At 60.7% G+C, this 18931-nt stretch carries 21 protein-coding genes, 1 tRNA gene and 1 pseudogene; 8 read left to right on the forward strand and 15 right to left on the reverse strand.

The window, feature by feature from the left end:
* Positions 1-7: 7 nt before the first annotated feature.
* Together AC1DIJ_RS17305 and AC1DIJ_RS17310 are read left to right on the forward strand one after the other, a co-directional pair.
* A tRNA-Leu gene (locus AC1DIJ_RS17305) sits at positions 8-92 on the forward strand.
* A 157-nt stretch (positions 93-249) separates the two neighbouring features.
* Positions 250-894, forward strand: a complete 645-nt coding sequence (locus AC1DIJ_RS17310; protein WP_112387319.1) for a metallophosphoesterase family protein — start codon at positions 250-252, stop codon at positions 892-894.
* Positions 895-952: 58 nt separating this feature from the next.
* On the opposite strand, the gene AC1DIJ_RS17315 is transcribed toward AC1DIJ_RS17310, so the two are convergent.
* From AC1DIJ_RS17315 to AC1DIJ_RS17325, 3 genes are all read right to left on the reverse strand, one after another.
* Positions 953-1306, reverse strand: a complete 354-nt coding sequence (locus tag AC1DIJ_RS17315; protein WP_112387320.1) for a hypothetical protein — start codon at positions 1304-1306, stop codon at positions 953-955.
* 274 nt (positions 1307-1580) lie between these two features.
* Positions 1581-2078, reverse strand: a complete 498-nt coding sequence (locus AC1DIJ_RS17320) for a BON domain-containing protein (protein ID WP_112387321.1) — start codon at positions 2076-2078, stop codon at positions 1581-1583.
* A 71-nt stretch (positions 2079-2149) separates the two neighbouring features.
* Positions 2150-2644, reverse strand: a complete 495-nt coding sequence (locus AC1DIJ_RS17325) for a peptide deformylase (RefSeq protein WP_112387322.1) — start codon at positions 2642-2644, stop codon at positions 2150-2152.
* A 243-nt stretch (positions 2645-2887) separates the two neighbouring features.
* Between AC1DIJ_RS17325 and mgtE the strand changes: the two genes are divergently transcribed.
* Both mgtE and AC1DIJ_RS17335 read left to right on the forward strand, forming a co-directional pair.
* On the forward strand, positions 2888-4303 hold the full coding sequence (gene mgtE, locus AC1DIJ_RS17330; RefSeq protein WP_112387323.1) for a magnesium transporter: 1416 nt from the start codon (positions 2888-2890) through the stop codon (positions 4301-4303).
* Between the two features lie 70 nt (positions 4304-4373).
* Entirely contained in the window at positions 4374-4766 is a 393-nt protein-coding gene (locus AC1DIJ_RS17335) for a MerR family transcriptional regulator (RefSeq protein WP_112387324.1), read from the forward strand.
* 4 nt (positions 4767-4770) lie between these two features.
* On the opposite strand, the gene AC1DIJ_RS17340 is transcribed toward AC1DIJ_RS17335, so the two are convergent.
* Both AC1DIJ_RS17340 and AC1DIJ_RS17345 read right to left on the reverse strand, forming a co-directional pair.
* Positions 4771-5772, reverse strand: a complete 1002-nt coding sequence (locus AC1DIJ_RS17340) for a heparan-alpha-glucosaminide N-acetyltransferase (protein ID WP_112387325.1) — start codon at positions 5770-5772, stop codon at positions 4771-4773.
* The gene (locus AC1DIJ_RS17345) at positions 5773-6540 is read right to left on the reverse strand and encodes a DUF599 family protein (protein WP_112387326.1); all 768 of its coding nucleotides are present in this window, start codon (positions 6538-6540) and stop codon (positions 5773-5775) included. It abuts the gene before it with no gap.
* A gap of 233 nt (positions 6541-6773) precedes the next feature.
* Here AC1DIJ_RS17345 and AC1DIJ_RS17350 point away from each other — a divergent pair, with 233 nt between their 5' ends.
* Positions 6774-8180 (forward strand): L-serine ammonia-lyase, encoded by a 1407-nt coding sequence (locus AC1DIJ_RS17350; protein WP_112387327.1) that lies wholly within the window; start codon positions 6774-6776, stop codon positions 8178-8180.
* 62 nt (positions 8181-8242) lie between these two features.
* Positions 8243-8680 carry a DUF1489 family protein gene (locus AC1DIJ_RS17355; RefSeq protein WP_112387328.1) on the forward strand — a complete coding sequence of 146 codons (438 nt, stop codon included), beginning with the start codon at positions 8243-8245 and terminating at the stop codon, positions 8678-8680.
* 4 nt (positions 8681-8684) lie between these two features.
* Here AC1DIJ_RS17355 and AC1DIJ_RS17360 read toward each other — a convergent pair whose 3' ends face one another.
* From AC1DIJ_RS17360 to AC1DIJ_RS17390, 7 genes and pseudogenes are all read right to left on the reverse strand, one after another.
* On the reverse strand, positions 8685-8960 hold the full coding sequence (locus AC1DIJ_RS17360; RefSeq protein ID WP_112387329.1) for a hypothetical protein: 276 nt from the start codon (positions 8958-8960) through the stop codon (positions 8685-8687).
* Positions 8961-9072: 112 nt separating this feature from the next.
* Positions 9073-10599 (reverse strand): SPOR domain-containing protein, encoded by a 1527-nt coding sequence (locus AC1DIJ_RS17365; protein WP_112387330.1) that lies wholly within the window; start codon positions 10597-10599, stop codon positions 9073-9075.
* Between the two features lie 121 nt (positions 10600-10720).
* Positions 10721-11544: pseudogene (locus tag AC1DIJ_RS17370) on the reverse strand (hypothetical protein).
* A gap of 170 nt (positions 11545-11714) precedes the next feature.
* Positions 11715-12314 (reverse strand): transglutaminase-like cysteine peptidase, encoded by a 600-nt coding sequence (locus AC1DIJ_RS17375; RefSeq protein WP_112387332.1) that lies wholly within the window; start codon positions 12312-12314, stop codon positions 11715-11717.
* Between the two features lie 381 nt (positions 12315-12695).
* A complete protein-coding gene (pip, locus tag AC1DIJ_RS17380; protein WP_112387333.1) occupies positions 12696-13664 on the reverse strand; it encodes a prolyl aminopeptidase in 969 nt (322 codons plus the stop codon).
* A 63-nt stretch (positions 13665-13727) separates the two neighbouring features.
* A complete protein-coding gene (locus AC1DIJ_RS17385; RefSeq protein ID WP_112387334.1) occupies positions 13728-14336 on the reverse strand; it encodes a PilZ domain-containing protein in 609 nt (202 codons plus the stop codon).
* Between the two features lie 124 nt (positions 14337-14460).
* A complete protein-coding gene (locus AC1DIJ_RS17390) occupies positions 14461-15096 on the reverse strand; it encodes a PAS domain-containing protein (protein ID WP_477831490.1) in 636 nt (211 codons plus the stop codon).
* Between the two features lie 278 nt (positions 15097-15374).
* On the opposite strand from AC1DIJ_RS17390, the gene AC1DIJ_RS17395 reads away from it, so the two are divergent.
* Both AC1DIJ_RS17395 and AC1DIJ_RS17400 read left to right on the forward strand, forming a co-directional pair.
* Entirely contained in the window at positions 15375-16145 is a 771-nt protein-coding gene (locus tag AC1DIJ_RS17395; protein WP_112387336.1) for a rhomboid family intramembrane serine protease, read from the forward strand.
* A 104-nt stretch (positions 16146-16249) separates the two neighbouring features.
* Complete coding sequence (locus AC1DIJ_RS17400) at positions 16250-16684, forward strand: CBS domain-containing protein (RefSeq protein ID WP_112387337.1); 435 nt, start codon at positions 16250-16252, stop codon at positions 16682-16684.
* A gap of 15 nt (positions 16685-16699) precedes the next feature.
* On the opposite strand, the gene AC1DIJ_RS17405 is transcribed toward AC1DIJ_RS17400, so the two are convergent.
* The 3 genes from AC1DIJ_RS17405 to folE form a co-directional block, all read right to left on the reverse strand.
* Positions 16700-17674, reverse strand: coding sequence for a patatin-like phospholipase family protein (locus AC1DIJ_RS17405; protein ID WP_112387338.1), 975 nt, complete (start codon positions 17672-17674; stop codon positions 16700-16702).
* 117 nt (positions 17675-17791) lie between these two features.
* Entirely contained in the window at positions 17792-18244 is a 453-nt protein-coding gene (gene hisI / locus AC1DIJ_RS17410) for a phosphoribosyl-AMP cyclohydrolase (protein ID WP_112387339.1), read from the reverse strand.
* A 27-nt stretch (positions 18245-18271) separates the two neighbouring features.
* Positions 18272-18886 carry a GTP cyclohydrolase I FolE gene (folE, locus tag AC1DIJ_RS17415; protein WP_112387340.1) on the reverse strand — a complete coding sequence of 205 codons (615 nt, stop codon included), beginning with the start codon at positions 18884-18886 and terminating at the stop codon, positions 18272-18274.
* Positions 18887-18931: the final 45 nt, after the last annotated feature.

An 18931-nucleotide genomic window follows, 5' to 3' on the forward strand; every position in this document is an offset into this window, starting at 1 on the left:
CCACGATGCGGTCGTGGCGGAATTGGTAGACGCGCAGCGTTGAGGTCGCTGTGGGGCAACCCGTGGAAGTTCGAGTCTTCTCGACCGCACCAAAGTAAACCCGCTTCGGCGGGTTTTTCTTTTTCTACAGTTTTTTATCTCATTTTGCTGATGTGAAACCTGAGCCGCTGACAGTTGTTTCGGCGCTATCGACCATTGGCTGCCTTGCACTAGTTTATTTCCTTGTCACATCGACGGGAGCGCTGCGTATTGAGCCTCACCTTCGCAATTGGAGATATCCACGGCTGCATCGGCCCGCTCTTGCGGATGATCGAGCGGGTGGAAGACTACGCGCCATCCGGAAAGATCGTGTTCCTCGGCGACTATATCGACCGTGGTCCCGACAGCCGTGCCGTCGTGGAGACTTTAATAGCAGGGCCGCGCTCGCCGGACTGGCAATGGATCGCGCTGAAGGGCAATCACGAGGACATGGCAACGGGTGCTCACGAGGGGCGGCACGACGAATCGTTGTGGCTGGACAACGGCGGGATCGAGACGTTGGCGTCTTACGGCGGGCCGGTTCCATCAGCGCATTTGAACTGGATGGCGGCACTGCCGCTTCTACACACGGATCCGCATCGCATCTTCGTGCATGCCGGCGTCAGAGAAGGACGGTATCTCGAAGATCAGACGCCGCATGAGCTGATGTGGCTGCGCTTCGAAGACGATGTATCAGGTGAGTTCTGGGGAAAGCATCTGGTGCACGGGCATACGCCGTCACCGGCCAATCCGCGAACGACGGGAAATCGCACCAATCTCGACAGCGGCTGCGTCTTCGGGGGAAAACTCTCCTGCGCGGTTTTCGATGATGGTCTACCGGGCGGTCCGGCCGCATTGCTTCAGGTTCGAGGCTGATCGCCGCGGGGATAAAACAAGAGCCGCACATGCGGCTCTTGTTGCGTTTTCGTCGCTGTCAGTGCGTGCCAACGTCACGGCAGGCATCGGTATCGGAAGCTCCGCCATCACCGGCTCTGGTCTGCACGCCCGTCAGTTCGGCCGGGTTCTTGCACGGCGGAAGGCGCTGGGCTTCGAGCTTGGAATAGTTGATCTTCTTGGGCGCGGCCATCTTGGTCTGGTACCAGCCGTCGCTGTCATTGGTGTAGTCGTCGGAATAGGCCGGAGGGGCATGTTCGGTGTAGTGAACAGGCTTCGGCGGGCTGATGCGGATCGGGCGGACGTAGCTGTCGTCGTACATGGGAGCGGCGAAAGCGGACGATGCGACGCCAATGGCAAACAGGGCCGCGGTGGCTGCAAGTTTGATTCTCATGTGATATCTCCTCAATCAGTTGTTGCAATCAACAACGAAACGATAACCCTCGGCAGGTACGAGTTCGCTCCTGAATTGAGGCGAAATTGTGGGAGTATATGGCCAGCGCGGATTACGAATTGTCCATGTAATTCACGATTCTGTGGCGATATTTCACCGTTTTGTGACATAGGTTAGCAGCCTATCAAAACAGCAAAACCCGGCCACATGTGCGGCCGGGTTTATCGAAACATGCAACCCATGAATACATTATTCGTTTCTACAATTGTTGAAGCTAATCCTCGTTCGGGATATGCGAGTCGACGCCTGTCGTCTCAAGACGGTTGCGAACGTGGTGGACGCCATCGACGGAAAGCGCGCCGAGTTCGGCCTTGCGGGCAATTCCGATCGTCTCGACTGAACCTTCCAGCGTGATCGTATGGCCGTCGGCATGGACGTCGATGCTGTCTGCGTCGAGATCAGGAATGTTTTCGAGGTTTTCGGAGACGCGGGCTTCCAGATCGTCGCTCTCGCTGCGATCGATCATATCTGCCGTCAGCGAATCCCTCAGACGGTTCTCATTGCCGTCCTCGTCGGTTCCATCGATGCGGAAGCCGCCGTTGCGGTCACGGTCGAAATTGGCTGATGTCTCGCCATAGGCGCCGTTGGCGGGCTTTGCCGAGGATGCGCCGGGGCTGTCGGAATAGGGCCAGCCGTCATCGAGATTGCGCTCCTCGTAGTCGCGATAATCTTCTTCGCGTGAAATGGTGCTCTTGTCGTCGGTCTTCGGCATGATCGTCCTCCTTCAAGGTCATGCTCAAAGAACGCTCATCGGCTGGATTGGTTCGTGGAAGTTTTATGAAATTAGCGGGCGGCCTTTTCCCATTTGCGGATCAGCCGGTCGCGCTTGAGCTTGGAGAGGCGCTGCAGCCAGAAGATACCATCGAGCTGGTCGATCTCATGCTGGATGCAGATGGCGAGAAAACCATCTGCGTTTTCCTCCTTCGTCTCGCCGGTCACAGTCTGATAACGGAAACGGATTGCGCCGGGCCGGATGACCTCCTCTGTCGCGCCGGGCATGGAGACACTGCCTTCCATCTGGCGCAAAGGTTCCGCCGAAGACGAGAGGATTTCCGGATTGACATAGGTCCGCACGCCATCGGCCTTGCTGAGTTCGATCACCACCACCTTTTGGAAGATGCCGATATGGGCTGCCGTGATGCCGACGCCGGGTGCGGCCCGCATGGTGTCCAGGAGATCGCCCGCAAGGCTCTGCAGATCGCCGTCGAAGGCGCTGACAGGTGCGCAGACTGTTTTCAATCCGGGATGCGGATAGCGTAGGATCGGGCGGATCGTCATGTTTTCGTAAGCTCCTGATATTCGGGTTGCGGAAACTATCGCCGCAACGGCGCATTGTCATCCGCAGACATGGTTTTGGACGCTAGACGCAAGGAGCCAATTCGGTTAGCAGGGACGGGGACTTATGCTGCCGCAACGGCTGGCGGGGTTCGTTTATCCGTTTGTTGACAATGCCTTTTCCGCCGCCATTCTCGAACGCGGCAGGAAAGCCGTAACTGTTATGATCCTGGATGCGAGGCGCAAATGACGGCAGGCGAAGAAGACGAACGCATCCGCAAGCGTCCAGAGGACGAAGACGCCGACATCTATGACGAGGACGGCAACGTTCGCAGCGATTTTCTAGCGCTGCTCGGCGCAGCGATCGCTGATCGCGACACGATTTTCCTGCGCCAGAATGTGGCGCGCCTGCACGAATCGGAAATCGGCGATCTGCTCGAAGCGATCCAGCCGGATCAGCGTCTGGCGCTGGTGCGCCTGCTCGGCGACGACTTCGACATGACGGCGCTGACCGAGGTGGACGAAGCGATCCGCCGCGAAATCGTCGACCAGATGCCGAACGAGCAGATCGCGGCGGCGATCGGCGATCTCGATTCCGACGATGCCGTCTACATTCTCGAAGATCTCGATCAGGAAGACCGGGACGAAATTCTCGCCCAGCTGCCGTTCACCGAGCGGGTGCGGCTTCGCAGAGCCCTCGACTACCCCGAGAGCTCGGCAGGCCGGCGCATGCAGACGGAATTCGTCGCGGTGCCGCCGTTCTGGACCGTCGGGCAGACGATCGACTACATGCGCGAGGAGGAGGACTTGCCTTACTCCTTCACGCAGATCTTCGTCATCGATCCGACCTTCAAGCTGCTCGGCGCCGTCGATCTCGACCAGATTTTGCGCACCAAGCGGCAGAACAAGATCGAAGTGATCATGCGGGAGACGAACCACCCGATCCCGGCCGAGATGGACCAGGAAGAGGCGGCACAGCTCTTCGAGCAGTATGACCTTCTCTCAGCCGCCGTCGTCGACGAGAATGAGCGTCTGGTGGGCGTGCTCACCATCGACGATGTGGTCGACGTTATCCATGAAGAGGCTGACGAGGATATCAAGCGCCTCGGCGGTGTCGGTGACGAAGAGCTGTCGGATAACGTCATCTCCACAGTCCGTTCGCGCTTCCTCTGGCTGCTGATCAATCTCGGCACGGCGATGCTGTCTGCCAGCGTCATCGGGCTGTTCGACGGCTCGATCGAGAAGATGATCGCGCTGGCGGTGCTGATGCCGATCGTCGCCTCGATGGGCGGCAATGCCGGCACGCAGACCATGACCGTGACCGTACGGGCGCTCGCGACCCGCGATCTAGACATCTACAACGCTGGCCGCATCATCCGCAGGGAAGCGACTGTCGGCGTCATGAACGGGGTGATTTTCGCAACGATCATGGGGGCGATTGCCGGCACCTGGTTCCACGACTACCAGCTGGGCATGGTGATCGGCGCGGCGATGATCATCAACCTGATTGCCGCAGCGTTGGCCGGCATCCTTTTGCCGCTGCTTCTGGACAAGGTCGGCGCCGATCCCGCCATCGCATCGTCGGTCTTCGTGACGACGGTCACCGACTGTACGGGCTTCTTCGCATTCCTGGGGATTGCGACCTGGTGGTTTGCCATTTAACCACGCTGCCCTGCCGAAATTGACTATTACGTAAAAGTCAATATTATTGGCGGGAGAGAGTGGGAATCTGATGCCTGTGAACAAGTATTATAGCATAACGGAGCTGACGCGCGAATTCGGTGTGTCGACGCGCACGCTTCGCTTCTATGAAGACGAAGGTCTGATCCATCCGGAGCGCCGCGGCCGTACCCGGCTTTTCCGCCAGGCGGACCGCCGGCTCATCCAGGAAATCCTGCGTGGCCGGCGCATCGGTTTCACCATCGCCGAGATCCGCGAGATCATCACCGTCTACAAGGAGCCGCCGGGCGAACTCGGTCAGCTGAAGCTCTTGATGAAGCGCGTCGATGAGAAGCGTGAGGACCTGCGCCAGAAGCGCAAGGATATCGACGACACGCTGGCGGAACTCGACAATATCGAGGAATCCTGCCTCGGCCGGCTGGCCGAAATCGGCGTCGGCACCTGAGCCGCTATTGCGGTTCGGACGGAAGCGCCTTGATGCTGCATTGATTGGCGATCGCCTGCACCCGGTCGTCGTCAGGCTTGACGATCCCCGTGTGGAACGGCTCCAGCAGCTTTTGCCCCTGCATTTCGGTCAGCGTGCATTCGCAATAGATCTGACATGACTTGGCATCCATCCCCTGGCACCAGCCGGGATTGCACTGGCGCATGTGAATTTCGGCGAGATCCGGTTTTGCGGGTGGAGCGACGAAGGTCATTGCGTAGGCGATGGCGATCAGAACCGGCTGATGGATCAGATAGAATGCCAGGCTGTGGCGCCCGCCGCGTGCCAGAAGCGAGCCGCCGGTCCCAAGTGCGGCAAGCTTCTGCGGCAGGCTGGTGCGCAGGGCAATCAGCGCCAGCGTCAAGCCGGACATATAGGCTGCGGCCCAGGGGAAGATCGGCACATAGTCATTCGAGCGCGGCGGCATGTCGGTAAGACCGATCCACCAGAGCAGCGGCTGGTTGAACGATGCCGAGCGGAGCGTGCCGGGCGCAGCAAAGGTATCGGCAACCCAGGCGGCAACTAGGGCAATCGTCACGAGGGCGGTGACGAAGAGCGGCAGGCGGGCGGAGACGACGCCCACCAGCGTCATCGCCGCCATGCAGTGCAGGATGCCGAAGAATATCCACTCGCCGGGCATGGCGATGCGCGTCGCAATGGAGATCAGCAGTGCAGCGCCTGCAATCATCGCGAAGCGCTTCCAGAATGACGGCCAGCGAATGCCTGCCTGGCTCGACAACGCCATGCTGAGCCCGGCAATGAACAGGAATGTGGTGGCGATGGCCCGCGCATAGAGCTTCAGCCAGCCGGTCTCTGCGGTTCCGGGCGCCAGATAGCCCATGAACTCCAGGTCCCAGCTGAAATGATAGGTTGCCATGGCGATCAGGGCGGCGCCGCGCAGCGTGTCGAGGAGGCCGATCCGCGGCGGCTGAGCCGGGTTGCCGTTGCCGTCAGCCATCATCGTCATTCACTGTCTCCCGGACAAATCACCGTCGCCGTTTTGCGCTGGGTCGCGGGGAATAGGAGAAAGGTGGAGATTTGATGGCGGCGACACATCCATGATCGCCAGCCGCGCCTCCGAAAAGAACTGCCTGCGCGTCAGCACGAAGACGACGGTCGCCGTCGTTGCCATGAAAACGTAAGCGTTGACGAACCAGCCGAGATAGCCGATCGACAGGAAGATCGCCCGCAGGCCTTCGTTGAAATGACCGCCGGCAATGATGTTCATGCGGATGACGCGCTCGGCGGCGCGTTCCGCAGCATAAATATCCGCTTCCGTGTCGCGCATCATCGGAATCGAGCCGAACAGGATCGTGCAGTAGTTGAAAAGCCTGTAGGACCAGCCGAATTTGAAGAAGGCGTAGGCGAACAGTCCCGCCAGTCCGCCGACCTTGAGTTCGAAGCTCACGTGGCTGCCGCCGAAGACATAGGGCAGGTCGGCGAAGATGGCGCTGACCTTGTCGGTGGCGCCGAGCAGGGCAAAGCAGCTGCCGATCGCGAAGATCGATGTCGAGGCGAAGAAAGCCGTGCCGTTCTGCAGGCCGGCCATGATCTGGGTGTCGATCATCTTCAGGTCACGGCGCAGCGAATTGTAGATCCATTCGCGGCGACGCTCGCCCATTGCATGCGTCAGACTGGTGCGCCCGAAGAAGGTCCGGCCGCGGAGAAGCCAGGAATAGCCGAGCCAGGACACGGCAAAGAAGGCAAGCGCAGTATAGTCCGCAAGCGTAAGCATCGATGATTCAACCCCTTGGTCTCCGGCGCCACTCTACATATGCCATGAGATGCTGCAATGACGGGGACGGCGGCCTGAAGCGATTTCCAGTGGCGCGGCCTTTCGCAAAGCACCGACAGGCATTAAATCCTTCTGCAGCAGTGTCGCGCCGGTCAAACGCGATGTCGGTTCGCCGCGCGCGGCAAGTTTCTCCCGGGGATAGTCTCGGTGCAGTTCATTATTGGGAAGCAGGCATGTTCCTTTCGGTATTCGATGTTTTCAAGATCGGCGTCGGGCCTTCGAGCTCGCATACGATGGGGCCGATGTCGGCTGCCAACCGCTTCCTCGACCTCATTCTGTCGAACGAGTGGCCGCGGCCTTCATCAGGCGCGCAGGTCGCGTCGATCAAGGCCAGCCTGCATGGCTCGCTCGCCTATACCGGGATTGGCCACGGAACGGGCAGGGCGGTAATTCTCGGCCTGATGGGCGAGGCGCCAGATAGCGTCGATCCCGACAAGATGGACGGCATCATCGATCAGGTGGAGCGTTCCGGCCGCATCACGCCGCCCGGCCATCCGGCCTATTTCTTCCTGCCGAAGAACGACCTGGTCTTCGACAAGAAGCAGACGCTTCCCGGCCATGCGAACGGCATGATCTTTTCAGCCTTCGACAAGGACGACCGGCTGCTGCTGCGCCGCATCTACTACTCGGTCGGAGGCGGTTTCGTGGTCACCGATACCGAACTCGAGCAGATGCGCGCCAAGAAGAAGGCAGCGCCCGGTGCGACTAAGGTGCCCTATCCCTTCGCCACTGCTGCCCAGATGCTGGAGATGGCCGATCGCTCCGGGCTCACCATCGCGCAGATGAAGCGCGCTAATGAGGAGAGCCAGCGCAGCCGCGAAGAGCTCGATGCCGGTCTCGACCGGATCTGGGACGCGATGCGCTCCTGTATCGAGCGCGGCCTGAAGGTCGATGGCATCATGCCTGGCGGGCTCAAGGTTCGCCGCCGGGCGCGCCAGATCCACGACAAGCTGCAGGAAGAATGGCGCAGCAACCGCATCAACCCGCTGCTCGCCAACGATTGGCTGAGCGTCTATGCCATGGCGGTCAACGAGGAGAATGCCGCGGGCGGCCGCGTCGTCACCGCGCCGACCAATGGCGCTGCCGGCGTCATTCCGGCTACGATCCGCTACTACGAGCATTTCCATGACGACTGGGACCAGAACGGCATCCGCGACTATCTGCTGACAGCAGCAGCCGTTGGCGGTATTATCAAGCACAATGCCTCGATCTCCGGCGCCGAAGTCGGCTGTCAGGGCGAAGTGGGTTCGGCGGCTGCGATGGCGGCTGCGGGGCTCGCCGCGGTCATGGGCGCGACACCGGCCCAGATCGAAAATGCCGCCGAGATCGCGCTCGAGCATCACCTTGGCATGACCTGCGATCCGGTTGCCGGCCTCGTCCAGGTTCCCTGTATCGAGCGCAACGCCTTGGGTGCCGTCAAGGCAGTGACGGCGGCCTCGCTGGCGGTAAAGGGAGACGGTCAGCATTTCGTTCCGCTGGACGCCTGTATCGAGACGATGCGCCAGACGGGATACGACATGAGCGAGAAATACAAGGAAACCTCCACCGGAGGTTTGGCGGTCAACGTCGTGGAATGCTGAGTTTGTGGACTTCGGGCCGGTAGCGCTTGACGCTGCCGGTCAAAAGGATTTCAACAGCCAGCATGGCATTGCATCTCATCAAATTGTGCGTTGGCGCCGACTCCATCGAGGATTTGCGCGAATGGGTCGCTGAACGTTCTCTGCGGGCGATTGCCGCCGGTCTCGAACCCCACTCCATCCACACCACCCGCATGGTGCCGAAGCGCGTCGATGAACTTCTCGACGGCGGCTCGCTCTATTGGGTGATCAAGGGGCAGGTACAGGCGCGCCAGAAGCTGCTGGGTATCGAGACCTTCACGGATGGCGAGGGCATCGGCCGCTGCCATCTCATTCTCGGACCGGAGGTCATCGAGACATCGGTTCAGCCGAAGCGGGCGTTCCAGGGCTGGCGCTACTATCCGGAAGAAGACACGCCGCGCGACCTGATGAGTCTCGGCGCCGGTATTGCTGAAATGCCCGCGGACTTGCGCCGCGAGCTTTCGGAACTCGGATTGCTCTAGATAATCAGCGAAGCCGCAGAGTAACCGGCGACGTGCCTTCCGGGCAGGTGACGTGCAGGTGGATGCGGGCTTCGGGCTGCTGGTAGCGCCAGGCGCGGGCGCCATGAGTCAGCAGAAGATTGATCAGATCCTTGGTCTTTGCCGACTTGGTCGCGCGCGGCCGCCCGATCTCGGCGAGGCGCAATGCAGCCTCATGAAGCGGGTGCAGGCCGATGCGGGCCGGCTTGCCGGTTGCGCGTCCTTCGGGCGGAAAGCCCGGTACATTTCCATTGATCGCCATAATATTCCCCGTACGCACTAACAATCGAGGTCACGAATTTCGACCAGAACCGCAAACACCGGTTCGGCCATCAGCGGTGCCGTCAGAAACAGGACTGGCGGCGCCGAATATCTCACTGGGCAGCCGCCCAGCACTTAACGCCGGCGCGCTTCAGCGCCTTGCAGGCATTGACCGCGTCGCGCTGGTCGTCGAAACCACCGAAGCGGGCGCGATAAATCTGTTCGCCGTCATTGGCATAGGCGACAGCGAAAGGCTTGGCGGCGCTCAGCGCTTTGCCGCCCCTGGTCTTGGCGTTCTGCAGCAGATCCATCGCTGCATCCTTGCTGGACGAGACGCCGATCTGGACAACCCAGCCGGACGGACCCTTTTCGGTGACAGGTGCAGGCGTCGCAGCAGCCTTTGCCGCAGGGACGGAAGCCGTGGTCAGCTGGTCCACGGAATTGTCCTCTGCCTGTTCCGGCATATAGGCCGGCGCCGGCGTCGGGACGGCAACCGAACCCTTGATCGCAACCGTCTTGACCTTTGTCGGCGACGGCATCTCGGTCGGCTGCTGAGTTGCCACCAGCGGGTTTTCCGTCTTTACGGCAGGTGTGTCGGTGTAAGCAGTCGCCGCAGCGGCAACTTCGTAGCGTGCAGCCGGAGCCGGAGCTGTATGCGGCAATTCGATCTCGGAGGCAGCAGCGACCGGAACTTCAGCTGCCGGGGCAGGTACCCGCGTCGGAGCCGGTTCGGCAATCAGCTTGGTGCCGCCGCGGGTCGAAGCCTTCGGCAGATAGGTGGCGATCAACTTGCGCATCTGGTTGTCGCGGGCAGGGGTAGAGGCACCACCCATGACCACGCCAACGATCGAGCGGCCGTCGTCCTGCACGGAGCTGACGAGATTGAAGCCTGCAGCGCGTGTATAGCCGGTCTTGATGCCGTCGACGCCGCGCACGGAACCGACGAGACGGTTATGGCTGCGGATCGTGCGGGTGCCGAACTTGAAGCTCTGCGTGGCGAAATAGCCGTAATATTGCGGGAAATGCTGGCGAAGCGCGATGCCGAGGCGGGCCTGGTCGCGGGCCGTGGTCATCTGCGCGGTGTTCGGCAGGCCGTTGGCATTGCGATAGGTGGTCCGGGTCATGCCGAGCGCGTGGGCCTTGGCCGTCATCATCTGCGCGAAGCGATCTTCACTGCCACCGCCAATCATCTCGCCAAGCGCGGTTGCCGCGTCGTTGGCGGACAGCGTCACGAGGCCGAGAATGCCCTGTTCGACGGTGATCGAACCGCCTGCGCGGACGCCGAGCTTGGTCGGTGCCTGTGCGGAGGCGTGCGGGGAGAAGGGGACGCGGGTATCGAGCGAAATGCGGCCCTGCTCCAGCGCCTCGAAGGTCATGTAGAGGGTCATCATCTTGGTCAGCGATGCCGGATACTGAAGGCGGTCGGCGTTCTCGCTGTAGAGAACGTTGCCGGTCTTCGCATCGACGACGATCCCTGCATATTTCGGATTGGCTGCTTCCGCTTCCGCGGTAACCGATTCGGCAAGAAACGCCGTCGTGGCGATCGCAAGTGCCGCAAGCATCTTCACCAGGAAATTGCCGGACCGCGACGGATGTACGGAGGAGACTGACCTTGACACTATTTCACTCTTCGCTTGCATTTCTGATGTTTTTGAACCAGACCGCACGCCCCTCCGCGGCGATCGTTGACTACGGAATTTACCGGGGCTGAGTTACCAATCCGTTTATGATTAATCGTTTCTTTCGCCCGTCAGCCGCGTTTTAGCGGCTTGTCGCAGAACGGGTCGCGAGACGCGCCTCCACAAAAGAGCGAATAGCGGCATCAATATGGTCCCAATCGTTCAAATGACGGCTGGAGAATCGGTAAAGCACGCTCAGATCCTTGCCGACCTTGATGTCGCGCTGGCAGTCGCCGCTGGTCGCGAGCTCGGGCGATTCGGGCAGGATGCAGCGAACGGCATAGTCGGCCGCGTTCGGGCGCTCTGCCGTCAGCAGGACCTCTCCGGTGTAGCCGGCATCGGCGCGCAGGTTGTGGAGCGTCAGGCCATCGGCATAGGGCTTGGCCGCACCGTCCATCAGATGGGCGTAGATCGGTTCGATTCGCCCGGACATGTCGCGCGACATCGTGCTTTGGGTGATCTGCAGGAAGATGAGGCCGGCCGACTGGGCAACGTCGTCGAAGCGTTCGCGGTCGTTCTTCGTGTAGCCCTGCATTTCCGGCCAGGTCAGATACAGGTCGGCACGCTCGGAGACGCCGGCATGGCGCTGGCTCGGGAAGCGAATCGTGTTTTCCGAAAGGTTGAGCGTGTCGCGGCCGATCGTGACGCTGACGGCCTGGGTGCTTTCGCTATTGCCTGCCAGCGTGATGTGGCGGCCGAACCAGCGGCCGCCGAGGCTGATCGCGATGGTCAGGACGGCAAGAACGGCGACGGCGGCGGTCACGCGGATCAGGAAGCCACTGGAGAGGATCGGGCTTTCGTCGACTGCGGCGGCATTGGGGGCGAGATGGCTCATGGCGGCTCTTCAGTCGTTGACCGCCGCAAGAAAAACGTGAGCCGCCGGTGCCTGGATGAATCTGACGGCATCATCAGGCGAGGATGGTTAATATCGCATTAACCAAAGAGGTGCGGAGCGCCCGATAAAGGGCGAGCCGCTCCCGGGACAGCGGGAGCGGCTCTGGGGCGCCGGTCGGGGACGGGGATGCGGGGGACTGACCGGTGCCTGGCTGTGACGCCGGGATAACCCGGCGGCTGTCTTACTTCACGCTGCCGACGGCAACCGCACGGCCATCCTGAAGCTTCATCCAGCGATTCGGATCATCCGAAGACTGACGCTTGAGGTAGGTGTATTCGGTGTCGGCCCAGAGCATGACCTTGTTGCGCATGTTATCGAGAATGAAGTCGCCGTGGTCGGTGCGGACGGTCAGCACGGCATGGCCCTCACCATTCGGCTGCAGCACGACGGTCATCAGAAGATCGGACGGGGAGACGCCGGCATCGATCAGCAGCTTGCGCTTCAAGAGCGCATAGTCCTCACAGTCGCCGACGGTACGCGGGTAGGCCCAGCGCTCTTCGACACCGTAGATCTCCATGTCGGTCATCGGCTGGATCGACGAATTGACCTGATAGTTGATCTTCAGGATATCCTTCCAGCGTGCTTCGGTGAGAAGCAGCGGGCCGGCGTCACCCGCGGGATTGCTGCAATCGGCCGGATTTTCCTTGCAGAACTGATAGGCGCCGATCGGTGGGCTAGCGTTGCCTGCAAGCGTCATGCTGCCGGGCGCCGCCTGTCCTGTGCCCGTCATGGTGATCATCATGATACTGGCGAAAATGCCGCTCTTGATTGCGTTGAACATTGTCTCTGCCGTCTCCCCGTTTGTTGAGGTGACAATGACATCGACGGTTTTATCCGACGCAAAATTACGTAGTCAAATTAAGTGCTTAGTTGATTCAAAAGCGGAGAAAACTTGAACGATATTTGAATCGAATACGCATAAAAACCGCAGAAAATTTGCGGCGAATTCGATTAAAATTGCAGCTATTCCCGATACGGGTTCTGTGCCGGAATGGCGCTATTCCGGGGTAAAAGTTAACGGCGGAGTGTTCCGGATTGTGGCTTGTTATCGCGTTGTTAACGCTGCCTTGCCGGCTGACCTTGCCGGACCAGATGCAAGATCGCCGACATAAGGGCGCAAAAAGCGCCGAATTGGTAGGTTTTCGTCCGATTCCGGCGAAAATTATTTTTCGAGAAAATGCAGAAATTTTGCCGCCGCATCGACGATAGCAGCGGCGATGGCGCTGTTGTCGAGGGAATGAGCGGCATTTTCGACGATGACGAGCTCGGCTTCAGGCCAGGATTGGGCCAGTTCCCATGCGGTGGTCAACGGCGCCTCAAGGTCAAACCGGCCCTGGATCAGCGTTGCGGGTATGCCCTGAAGCTTGCTGGCATCGGCGAGCAGCTGCCGGTCCTTCAGCCAGGCGCCGTGATGGAAGTAGTGCGTCACGATCCGCGCACGCATCAGCAGATAGCGCGGATCGGCCCACCGGCGCGGCATGCCGTTCGGATCGGCAAGCAGGATCGACGCGGCCTCCCACCGGTGCCAGGCCAAGGCGGCGGCCTGGCGCAGATCGGCGTCAGGGCCGTTCAGCATAGCGAAATAGGCTGCGAGTGGTCCGCGATCGCGGAGGCTGTGTGGAATGGCCTCGATGAAATGCGCATAGTCAGCGGGGAAGAACCGGGCCATGCCGCTACACAGCCAGTCGATCTCGGAGCGGCGTGTCGTGGTGATGCCCGCGAGAATCATGCCTGCAACGGGTTGCGGGTGACGCTGTCCGTAAGCAAGCGCGAGCGTCGTACCCCACGAGTTGCCAAACAGGAGCCATCGCCCGAGGCCGAGATGTTCGCGGAGGCGTTCGATATCGGCGACCAAATGCCAGGTAGTGTTGGCAGCAAGATCGCAATCCGGGTCGGCCGCATTCGGCAGGCTGCGGCCGCAATTGCGCTGATCGAAGAGGATGATCCGGTACGCCGACGGATCGAAATAGCGTCTGGACGCAGCCGAGCACCCCGAGCCCGGGCCGCCATGCAAAACGACAACCGGCAGGCCGTCCGGATTTCCGCAGCATTCAAAATAGAGCCGGTTGCCGTCGCCGGTATCCAGCATGCCGTGATCGTATGGCTCGATCTCAGGAAATAATACAGACATCAACAAAGCCGCCTTCTTGCGAGGCCGCCTTGATCGTCGATGGCGATGACAGAAGGATGACGCCTAGAGGAATTCGCGTAGCGTATCGCGAGATTGCAGCGAGAGGAACTCGAGCGCCACGCCTTCGGAGAAATGGCGCACCACGCGGCCGCGCATGTTGCCGAGGCGGATCGCTGTGCCGAGCGGTGGCCGGGCCTCGACGTCGACGGCAGCGCCCGACAGCGAAAGGTCCATGATACGGCAGACATAGCGCGTGCCGTCTTCGAGCGTCAGTTCGCTCTTGGTTTCGCGCGGCGTCAGGCGGTCGTGGCGGCGGTCTTCCGGCAGGCCTAGCTCATGCTTGTTGGCGAGCCAGGTCAGCTGTGCCGCGAGCTTCTCGCGCTTCCGTTCCGTTGCGTTGATCGACATGGTGAAGCCGCGGGCATCGACGGTCTGCACATGGCCTTCGACACGGCCGAGATGGTCGATATAGGCGACGACACGTTCGTTGGCGCGCGGGCGGCCGGGGCAGGTGACGTACATGTCGCCTGGCGACATGTCGATGACCATGCATTCGAACTCTTCGTAGTTCGCAAGCATCAGCCGGCCCTGCATATTGATCGGCACGCGCTGAAAAACACCCTGTTCAGGGCGCGGCGCTCTCTGCGTCTGAGCTTGCTGGAACGAGTGCATGAAAGCGCTTCTTTATAAAATGATATAGTGCGATCTTTACCCGCAACACCTTAACAGAAGGTTGTCTGACGACCTCACATTGCAGCTTCTGGCAAGCATCCGATCTGTATCGTTTCGAGACGCTTCAGCGGGCAGGTGAACCACTGCGGAACGAGGAAACGACTCGCCCCAGAATCGCGCCCAGACCATGCGGTCTTGTGGGTTTGGTGCTCACCTGCCAGCCTGCTTCGGCACTAGCGTCGCCCTGGAAATTCCGCAGCGCGCGGCAGCGGTCGAGCACCAGGAAATCGAGCGGCACGACCTCCAGCCAGCTGGCGACAGTCGTGGCGGCAATGACGCCGAAGAGGCGCTCGCAGTGACCGTCATCCGACCGCAGCGGCATCAGCGCGATCTCGAAGGCTGCGCGGTGGCCGGCGGTGCTGTAACCCGTTACGTTGAGCAATGCCGGCATCGCATGGCGCATGGCGCCGGCCAGCGTGGCTTCGATGGTGTTGCCATATCCTTCGCCGAACAATGCCGAGAAGCTTTCGTCGCGCAGATCCTGGCCGAAAAGATCGGAAATCTTGGCGCCGGCCAGCCTGAAGGTGACCGGGCCTTCGGCGCTGATCTCCAGTATGAAGAGGCTGGGCAGCATGTGACCCAAAGTGGACGGTTCCAGTTCGGATTTCAGCGGCGCGTCTTGGGTGCCGCGCAAACGGTTCCAGTAGTCGTAAACATCGATGATGGTGTGATGACGCACGGTGCACCCAATCTGTTTCATTACAGTCCAGAATCAGGCCGTCATGGCCTGCTTGGGTGTTATCCTGCGGGTTTCATGCCAAGTCGGGCCCGTTAAGGTTAAAGAAGGGTTTCGATTGCCCGTCCCGCCCTTCCATGGGAGTTGTCTTGTCATCGCTTCGGAAACGAAGTTCAGCACGAAAGACTTATCGGGCACGGGGTTATCCCGGGGGACGCTCGGCCGCCGTCCGGTTCTGCCGGACGGCTTTTTTTTTGCCCGACGCTCCTGTAAGGCTGTGGCCTCGAAGTATGAGGGTACAGATGGACGAGCAATCGCCGGAGCGGCAGACGAACGGTGAGGAACGGGTGCAGGCCAAGCGCGAACCGGTCTTCAATCTGCCAGGCATTCTCGTTGCAACACTCGCCCTTCTTGCCGCTATTTACGCCGTGCAGACGCTGGTCCTGCCGGATCAGGCGGTCGAGTGGCTGCTCCTCACCTTCGGCTTCATCCCCGCGCGCTACGTGATTCCGCTGTCGGAACAGGGGCTGCAGTGGCTGTGGAGCCCGGTAACCTATTCGCTGCTGCACGGAAGCATCGAGCATATCCTGTTCAACGGCCTGTGGCTGATGGCCTTCGGCGCGCCGGTCATCCGGCGGATCGGTATCGGCCGCTATCTGACCTTCTGGTTCCTCTCGTCGATCGCTTCGGCAGCGTTGCATGCCGCATTGAACTGGGGCGATCCGACGCTGCTGATCGGCGCATCCGGCGTGATTTCAGGGCTGATGGGTGCAGCCTGCCGGTTTGCCTTTCCTGCCGATGCGCGTCCGGGCCGGCCGGCGCATCTCAATCCGCGGCTTTCGATCGTGCAGACGTTCCGCAGCCGCACGGTGATCGCCTTCACATTGTTCTGGCTGTTCGGCAACGCGCTGATCGCCGTCGGCGTGCCGCTGATCGGCGACGGCAGCCAGGCGATCGCCTGGGACGCCCATATCGGCGGTTTCGTCTTCGGCTTCTTCCTGTTTCCGCTGTTCGACCGTGCACTACCGCCTTCGGACGAAGGTCAGTACGAGCCGTCCGTATTGCAATCCTGATCGTTGAAGTGCACCATTCCAACTGATCCGCGTTGGGAGGAGAGACCGTCGCGGATGCCTGTGATCCAGTAAAGTGTATCCACTTACGACATAGGAGGTTGCTGATGTCCAACACAGTAAAAGCCATACTCGACCTGAAGGGCCGCGACGTCGTGACGGCTGGTCCGAACACCACCGTTGCCGAAGCCGCCAAGGTGCTCAGCCAGAAGAAGATCGGCGCGATCGTCATCGTCGGCGTGCAGGGCAAGATTTCCGGGATATTTACCGAACGCGACGTCGTTCATGCGATCGCCAAATCAGGCAAGGACTGTCTTGACCAACCGGTCGCATCGATGATGACTTCCAAAGTGTTCCGCTGCCACGAGGATTCGACCGTCAACGAACTGATGGAGCTGATGACCAGCAAGCGCTTCCGGCATGTGCCGGTGGAGAGCAACGGCAAGCTCAGCGGCATCATTTCGATCGGTGACGTGGTGAAGACCCGCATTGCAGCGGTCGAGCGCGAGGCCGAAGAGATCAAGGCCTATATCGCAGGGTAGGCACACCGCCGGCCATCACGCGTGGCCGGCAAAAGCTTCCTGCATTCGCTTGAGTTCGGGAAGCCTCAGCGAGGCTTCCTGGTAACCGCGCTCGATTGCCTCGCCGGCGCGATGGAACTCCGAAAGCCCGATATCGCTCAGCCGCGGATGCAGCGAGATATCCGGCGGGTCGCCCGCCAGGCGCGCGCGTGAAATCCTGTCCTGAATGATGTTGAAGGCCTGCACCATGACGCCGGTCATGCCGAGGCGCGTATAGGGTGTTTCCTCGCGCTTCTGCATTTCCTGAACCGTCAGTCCGGCATTGTGCTTGACGACGGCGGAGCGGCCGAAGAGGTCGTAGTTGAGGTTAACAGCGCAGACGAGCGGCTGCTCGTAGCTGCGGCAGACGGACACCGGCACCGGATTGACGAGGGCGCCATCAACGAGCGTCCGGTTGTTGCTGCGGATCGGCTCGAAGATGCCGGGCAGGGCGTAGGAAGCGCGCAGCGCCGTAATCAGTGAGCCATTGGAGATCCAGACCTCGTGGCCGGTATTGACCTCGGCGGCCACGGCGACGAAGGGACGGTCGAGATCCTCGATATTCAAACCTTCCAGATGCTCGGCCATGCGCTTCGTCAGCCGCATGCCGCCGAACAGGCCGCTGCCGCCGATCGTCAGATCGAGCAGGCTGGCGATGCGGCGCATGGTGAGCGAACGGGCGAATTCTTCGAGTTCGTCGAGCTTTCCGGCGAGATAGCAGCCGCCGACGAGAGCACCGATCGAGGTGCCGGCGATCATGCCGATCTCGATGCCGGCTTCATCCAACGCTCGCAACACGCCGATATGGGCCCAGCCACGCGCGGCGCCGCCGCCGAGCGCGAGAGCGATCTTGGCTTTCTTCTGTGGTGGTGGGGAGATCGTAGGAACTGTCATATCGGGCAATGTGGAAGACGAACCGGAATCGGATTGGCCAGCTTCAGAGCCCTGACGGTGCAAACTCCAGTTCAGCATGGCGTGCCTCCTCCCGGCAGAACACTCTGTGTTTTCGAAGTGTGTTCCTCTTCCCTTTCCAAATCGTATATAGAGGGCTGATCTGTCCCTATAAGAGGCAAATGCCGCCGTTTTGCGCTATTTCTTATAGACGTCAGCGGGATCGAAATGGCGCTCGTCATCGACGATGTCGAGCATCGGCTTTCCATCCTGCAACGATACGGTCCGATAGAAGCATGAACGGCGGCCAGTATGGCATGTCGCATCGTGACCGGCGACCTCTACTTTCAGCCAGATGGCATCCTGATCGCAATCGGTACGGATCTCCCTGACCGTTTGGATATTGCCCGACGTTTCACCCTTCATCCACAGCTTGCCGCGCGAACGGCTGAAGTAGTGCGCCTTGCCTGTCTGGATGGTGAGCGCCAGAGCCTGCGCGTTCATATGTGCGACCATCAGGAGCTCTCCGTCCTGGACGTCGGTCACGATCGCAGTAATCAATCCGCGATCATCGAAGCGCGGGGTGAAATCCCCCGCGTCCTCGAGCTCGGATTTGTCGTCTGAAGGCGCGTTGAAGGCGAATGGCGTCATCGATCGGCTCTCTTTGTGAAGCCGGTATCAGCGGCCCCGTACCATGGACATGAATCGCGCCTGGTCGGCAGGTTCGGACTTGAAGGTCCCAGTAAAGGTTGTCGTCAATGTGGTCGAACCCTGCTTCTGCACACCGCGCATGGCCATGCACATATGTTCGGCTTCGATCATGACCGCGACGCCGCGCGGACGCAACGTTTCATCGATCGACTTGGCGATCTGCGCCGTCATGGTTTCCTGCGTCTGCAGGCGCCGGCCGAAGATCTCTACGACGCGGGCGATCTTCGACAGGCCGAGCACCTTGCCATCAGGCATATAGGCGACATGCGCCTTGCCGATGATCGGGACCATGTGATGTTCGCAGTGCGAGAAGAACGGAATGTCCTTGACGAGGACCATGTCGTCATAACCGGCAACCTCTTCGAAGGTGCGGCCGAGCACGTCCTCTGCGTCCATATCGTAGCCGGCAAAGAGTTCGCGATAGGCCTTGGCCACGCGCGAGGGGGTGTCGAGCAGGCCTTCACGCGCCGGATCTTCACCGGCCCAGCGCAGCAGCGTGCGGACGGCGTCTTCAGCTTCCTTCTGGCTCGGGCGGTTGGAATCGCGGCTGTTCTGCGGAAAATTCTTTACAATGGCGTCCATACTGTTCAAGTCTCCTGATCCGCTCGCATGCGGATCGTCTTTCGG

This window comes from Rhizobium sp. 10N427 (assembly GCF_056394605.1).

Excerpts from the sequence above, each read along its gene's own strand:
- AC1DIJ_RS17400 (WP_112387337.1), top strand. The coding sequence starts at position 16,250 with ATGTCCAACACAGTAAAAGCCATACTCGACCTGAAGGGCCGCGACGTC.
- AC1DIJ_RS17350 (WP_112387327.1), top strand. The coding sequence starts at position 6,774 with ATGTTCCTTTCGGTATTCGATGTTTTCAAGATCGGCGTCGGGCCTTCG.
- pip (WP_112387333.1), bottom strand. The coding sequence starts at position 13,664 with ATGTCTGTATTATTTCCTGAGATCGAGCCATACGATCACGGCATGCTG.
- AC1DIJ_RS17335 (WP_112387324.1), top strand. The coding sequence starts at position 4,374 with ATGCCTGTGAACAAGTATTATAGCATAACGGAGCTGACGCGCGAATTC.
- AC1DIJ_RS17345 (WP_112387326.1), bottom strand. The coding sequence starts at position 6,540 with ATGCTTACGCTTGCGGACTATACTGCGCTTGCCTTCTTTGCCGTGTCC.
- AC1DIJ_RS17365 (WP_112387330.1), bottom strand. The coding sequence starts at position 10,599 with ATGCAAGCGAAGAGTGAAATAGTGTCAAGGTCAGTCTCCTCCGTACAT.
- AC1DIJ_RS17360 (WP_112387329.1), bottom strand. The coding sequence starts at position 8,960 with ATGGCGATCAATGGAAATGTACCGGGCTTTCCGCCCGAAGGACGCGCA.
- AC1DIJ_RS17375 (WP_112387332.1), bottom strand. The coding sequence starts at position 12,314 with ATGTTCAACGCAATCAAGAGCGGCATTTTCGCCAGTATCATGATGATC.
- AC1DIJ_RS17340 (WP_112387325.1), bottom strand. The coding sequence starts at position 5,772 with ATGACGATGATGGCTGACGGCAACGGCAACCCGGCTCAGCCGCCGCGG.
- AC1DIJ_RS17315 (WP_112387320.1), bottom strand. The coding sequence starts at position 1,306 with ATGAGAATCAAACTTGCAGCCACCGCGGCCCTGTTTGCCATTGGCGTC.
- AC1DIJ_RS17405 (WP_112387338.1), bottom strand. The coding sequence starts at position 17,674 with ATGCTGAACTGGAGTTTGCACCGTCAGGGCTCTGAAGCTGGCCAATCC.
- mgtE (WP_112387323.1), top strand. The coding sequence starts at position 2,888 with ATGACGGCAGGCGAAGAAGACGAACGCATCCGCAAGCGTCCAGAGGAC.
- AC1DIJ_RS17320 (WP_112387321.1), bottom strand. The coding sequence starts at position 2,078 with ATGCCGAAGACCGACGACAAGAGCACCATTTCACGCGAAGAAGATTAT.
- hisI (WP_112387339.1), bottom strand. The coding sequence starts at position 18,244 with ATGACGCCATTCGCCTTCAACGCGCCTTCAGACGACAAATCCGAGCTC.
- AC1DIJ_RS17385 (WP_112387334.1), bottom strand. The coding sequence starts at position 14,336 with ATGCACTCGTTCCAGCAAGCTCAGACGCAGAGAGCGCCGCGCCCTGAA.
- AC1DIJ_RS17395 (WP_112387336.1), top strand. The coding sequence starts at position 15,375 with ATGGACGAGCAATCGCCGGAGCGGCAGACGAACGGTGAGGAACGGGTG.
- AC1DIJ_RS17355 (WP_112387328.1), top strand. The coding sequence starts at position 8,243 with ATGGCATTGCATCTCATCAAATTGTGCGTTGGCGCCGACTCCATCGAG.
- AC1DIJ_RS17390 (WP_477831490.1), bottom strand. The coding sequence starts at position 15,096 with ATGAAACAGATTGGGTGCACCGTGCGTCATCACACCATCATCGATGTT.
- folE (WP_112387340.1), bottom strand. The coding sequence starts at position 18,886 with ATGGACGCCATTGTAAAGAATTTTCCGCAGAACAGCCGCGATTCCAAC.
- AC1DIJ_RS17325 (WP_112387322.1), bottom strand. The coding sequence starts at position 2,644 with ATGACGATCCGCCCGATCCTACGCTATCCGCATCCCGGATTGAAAACA.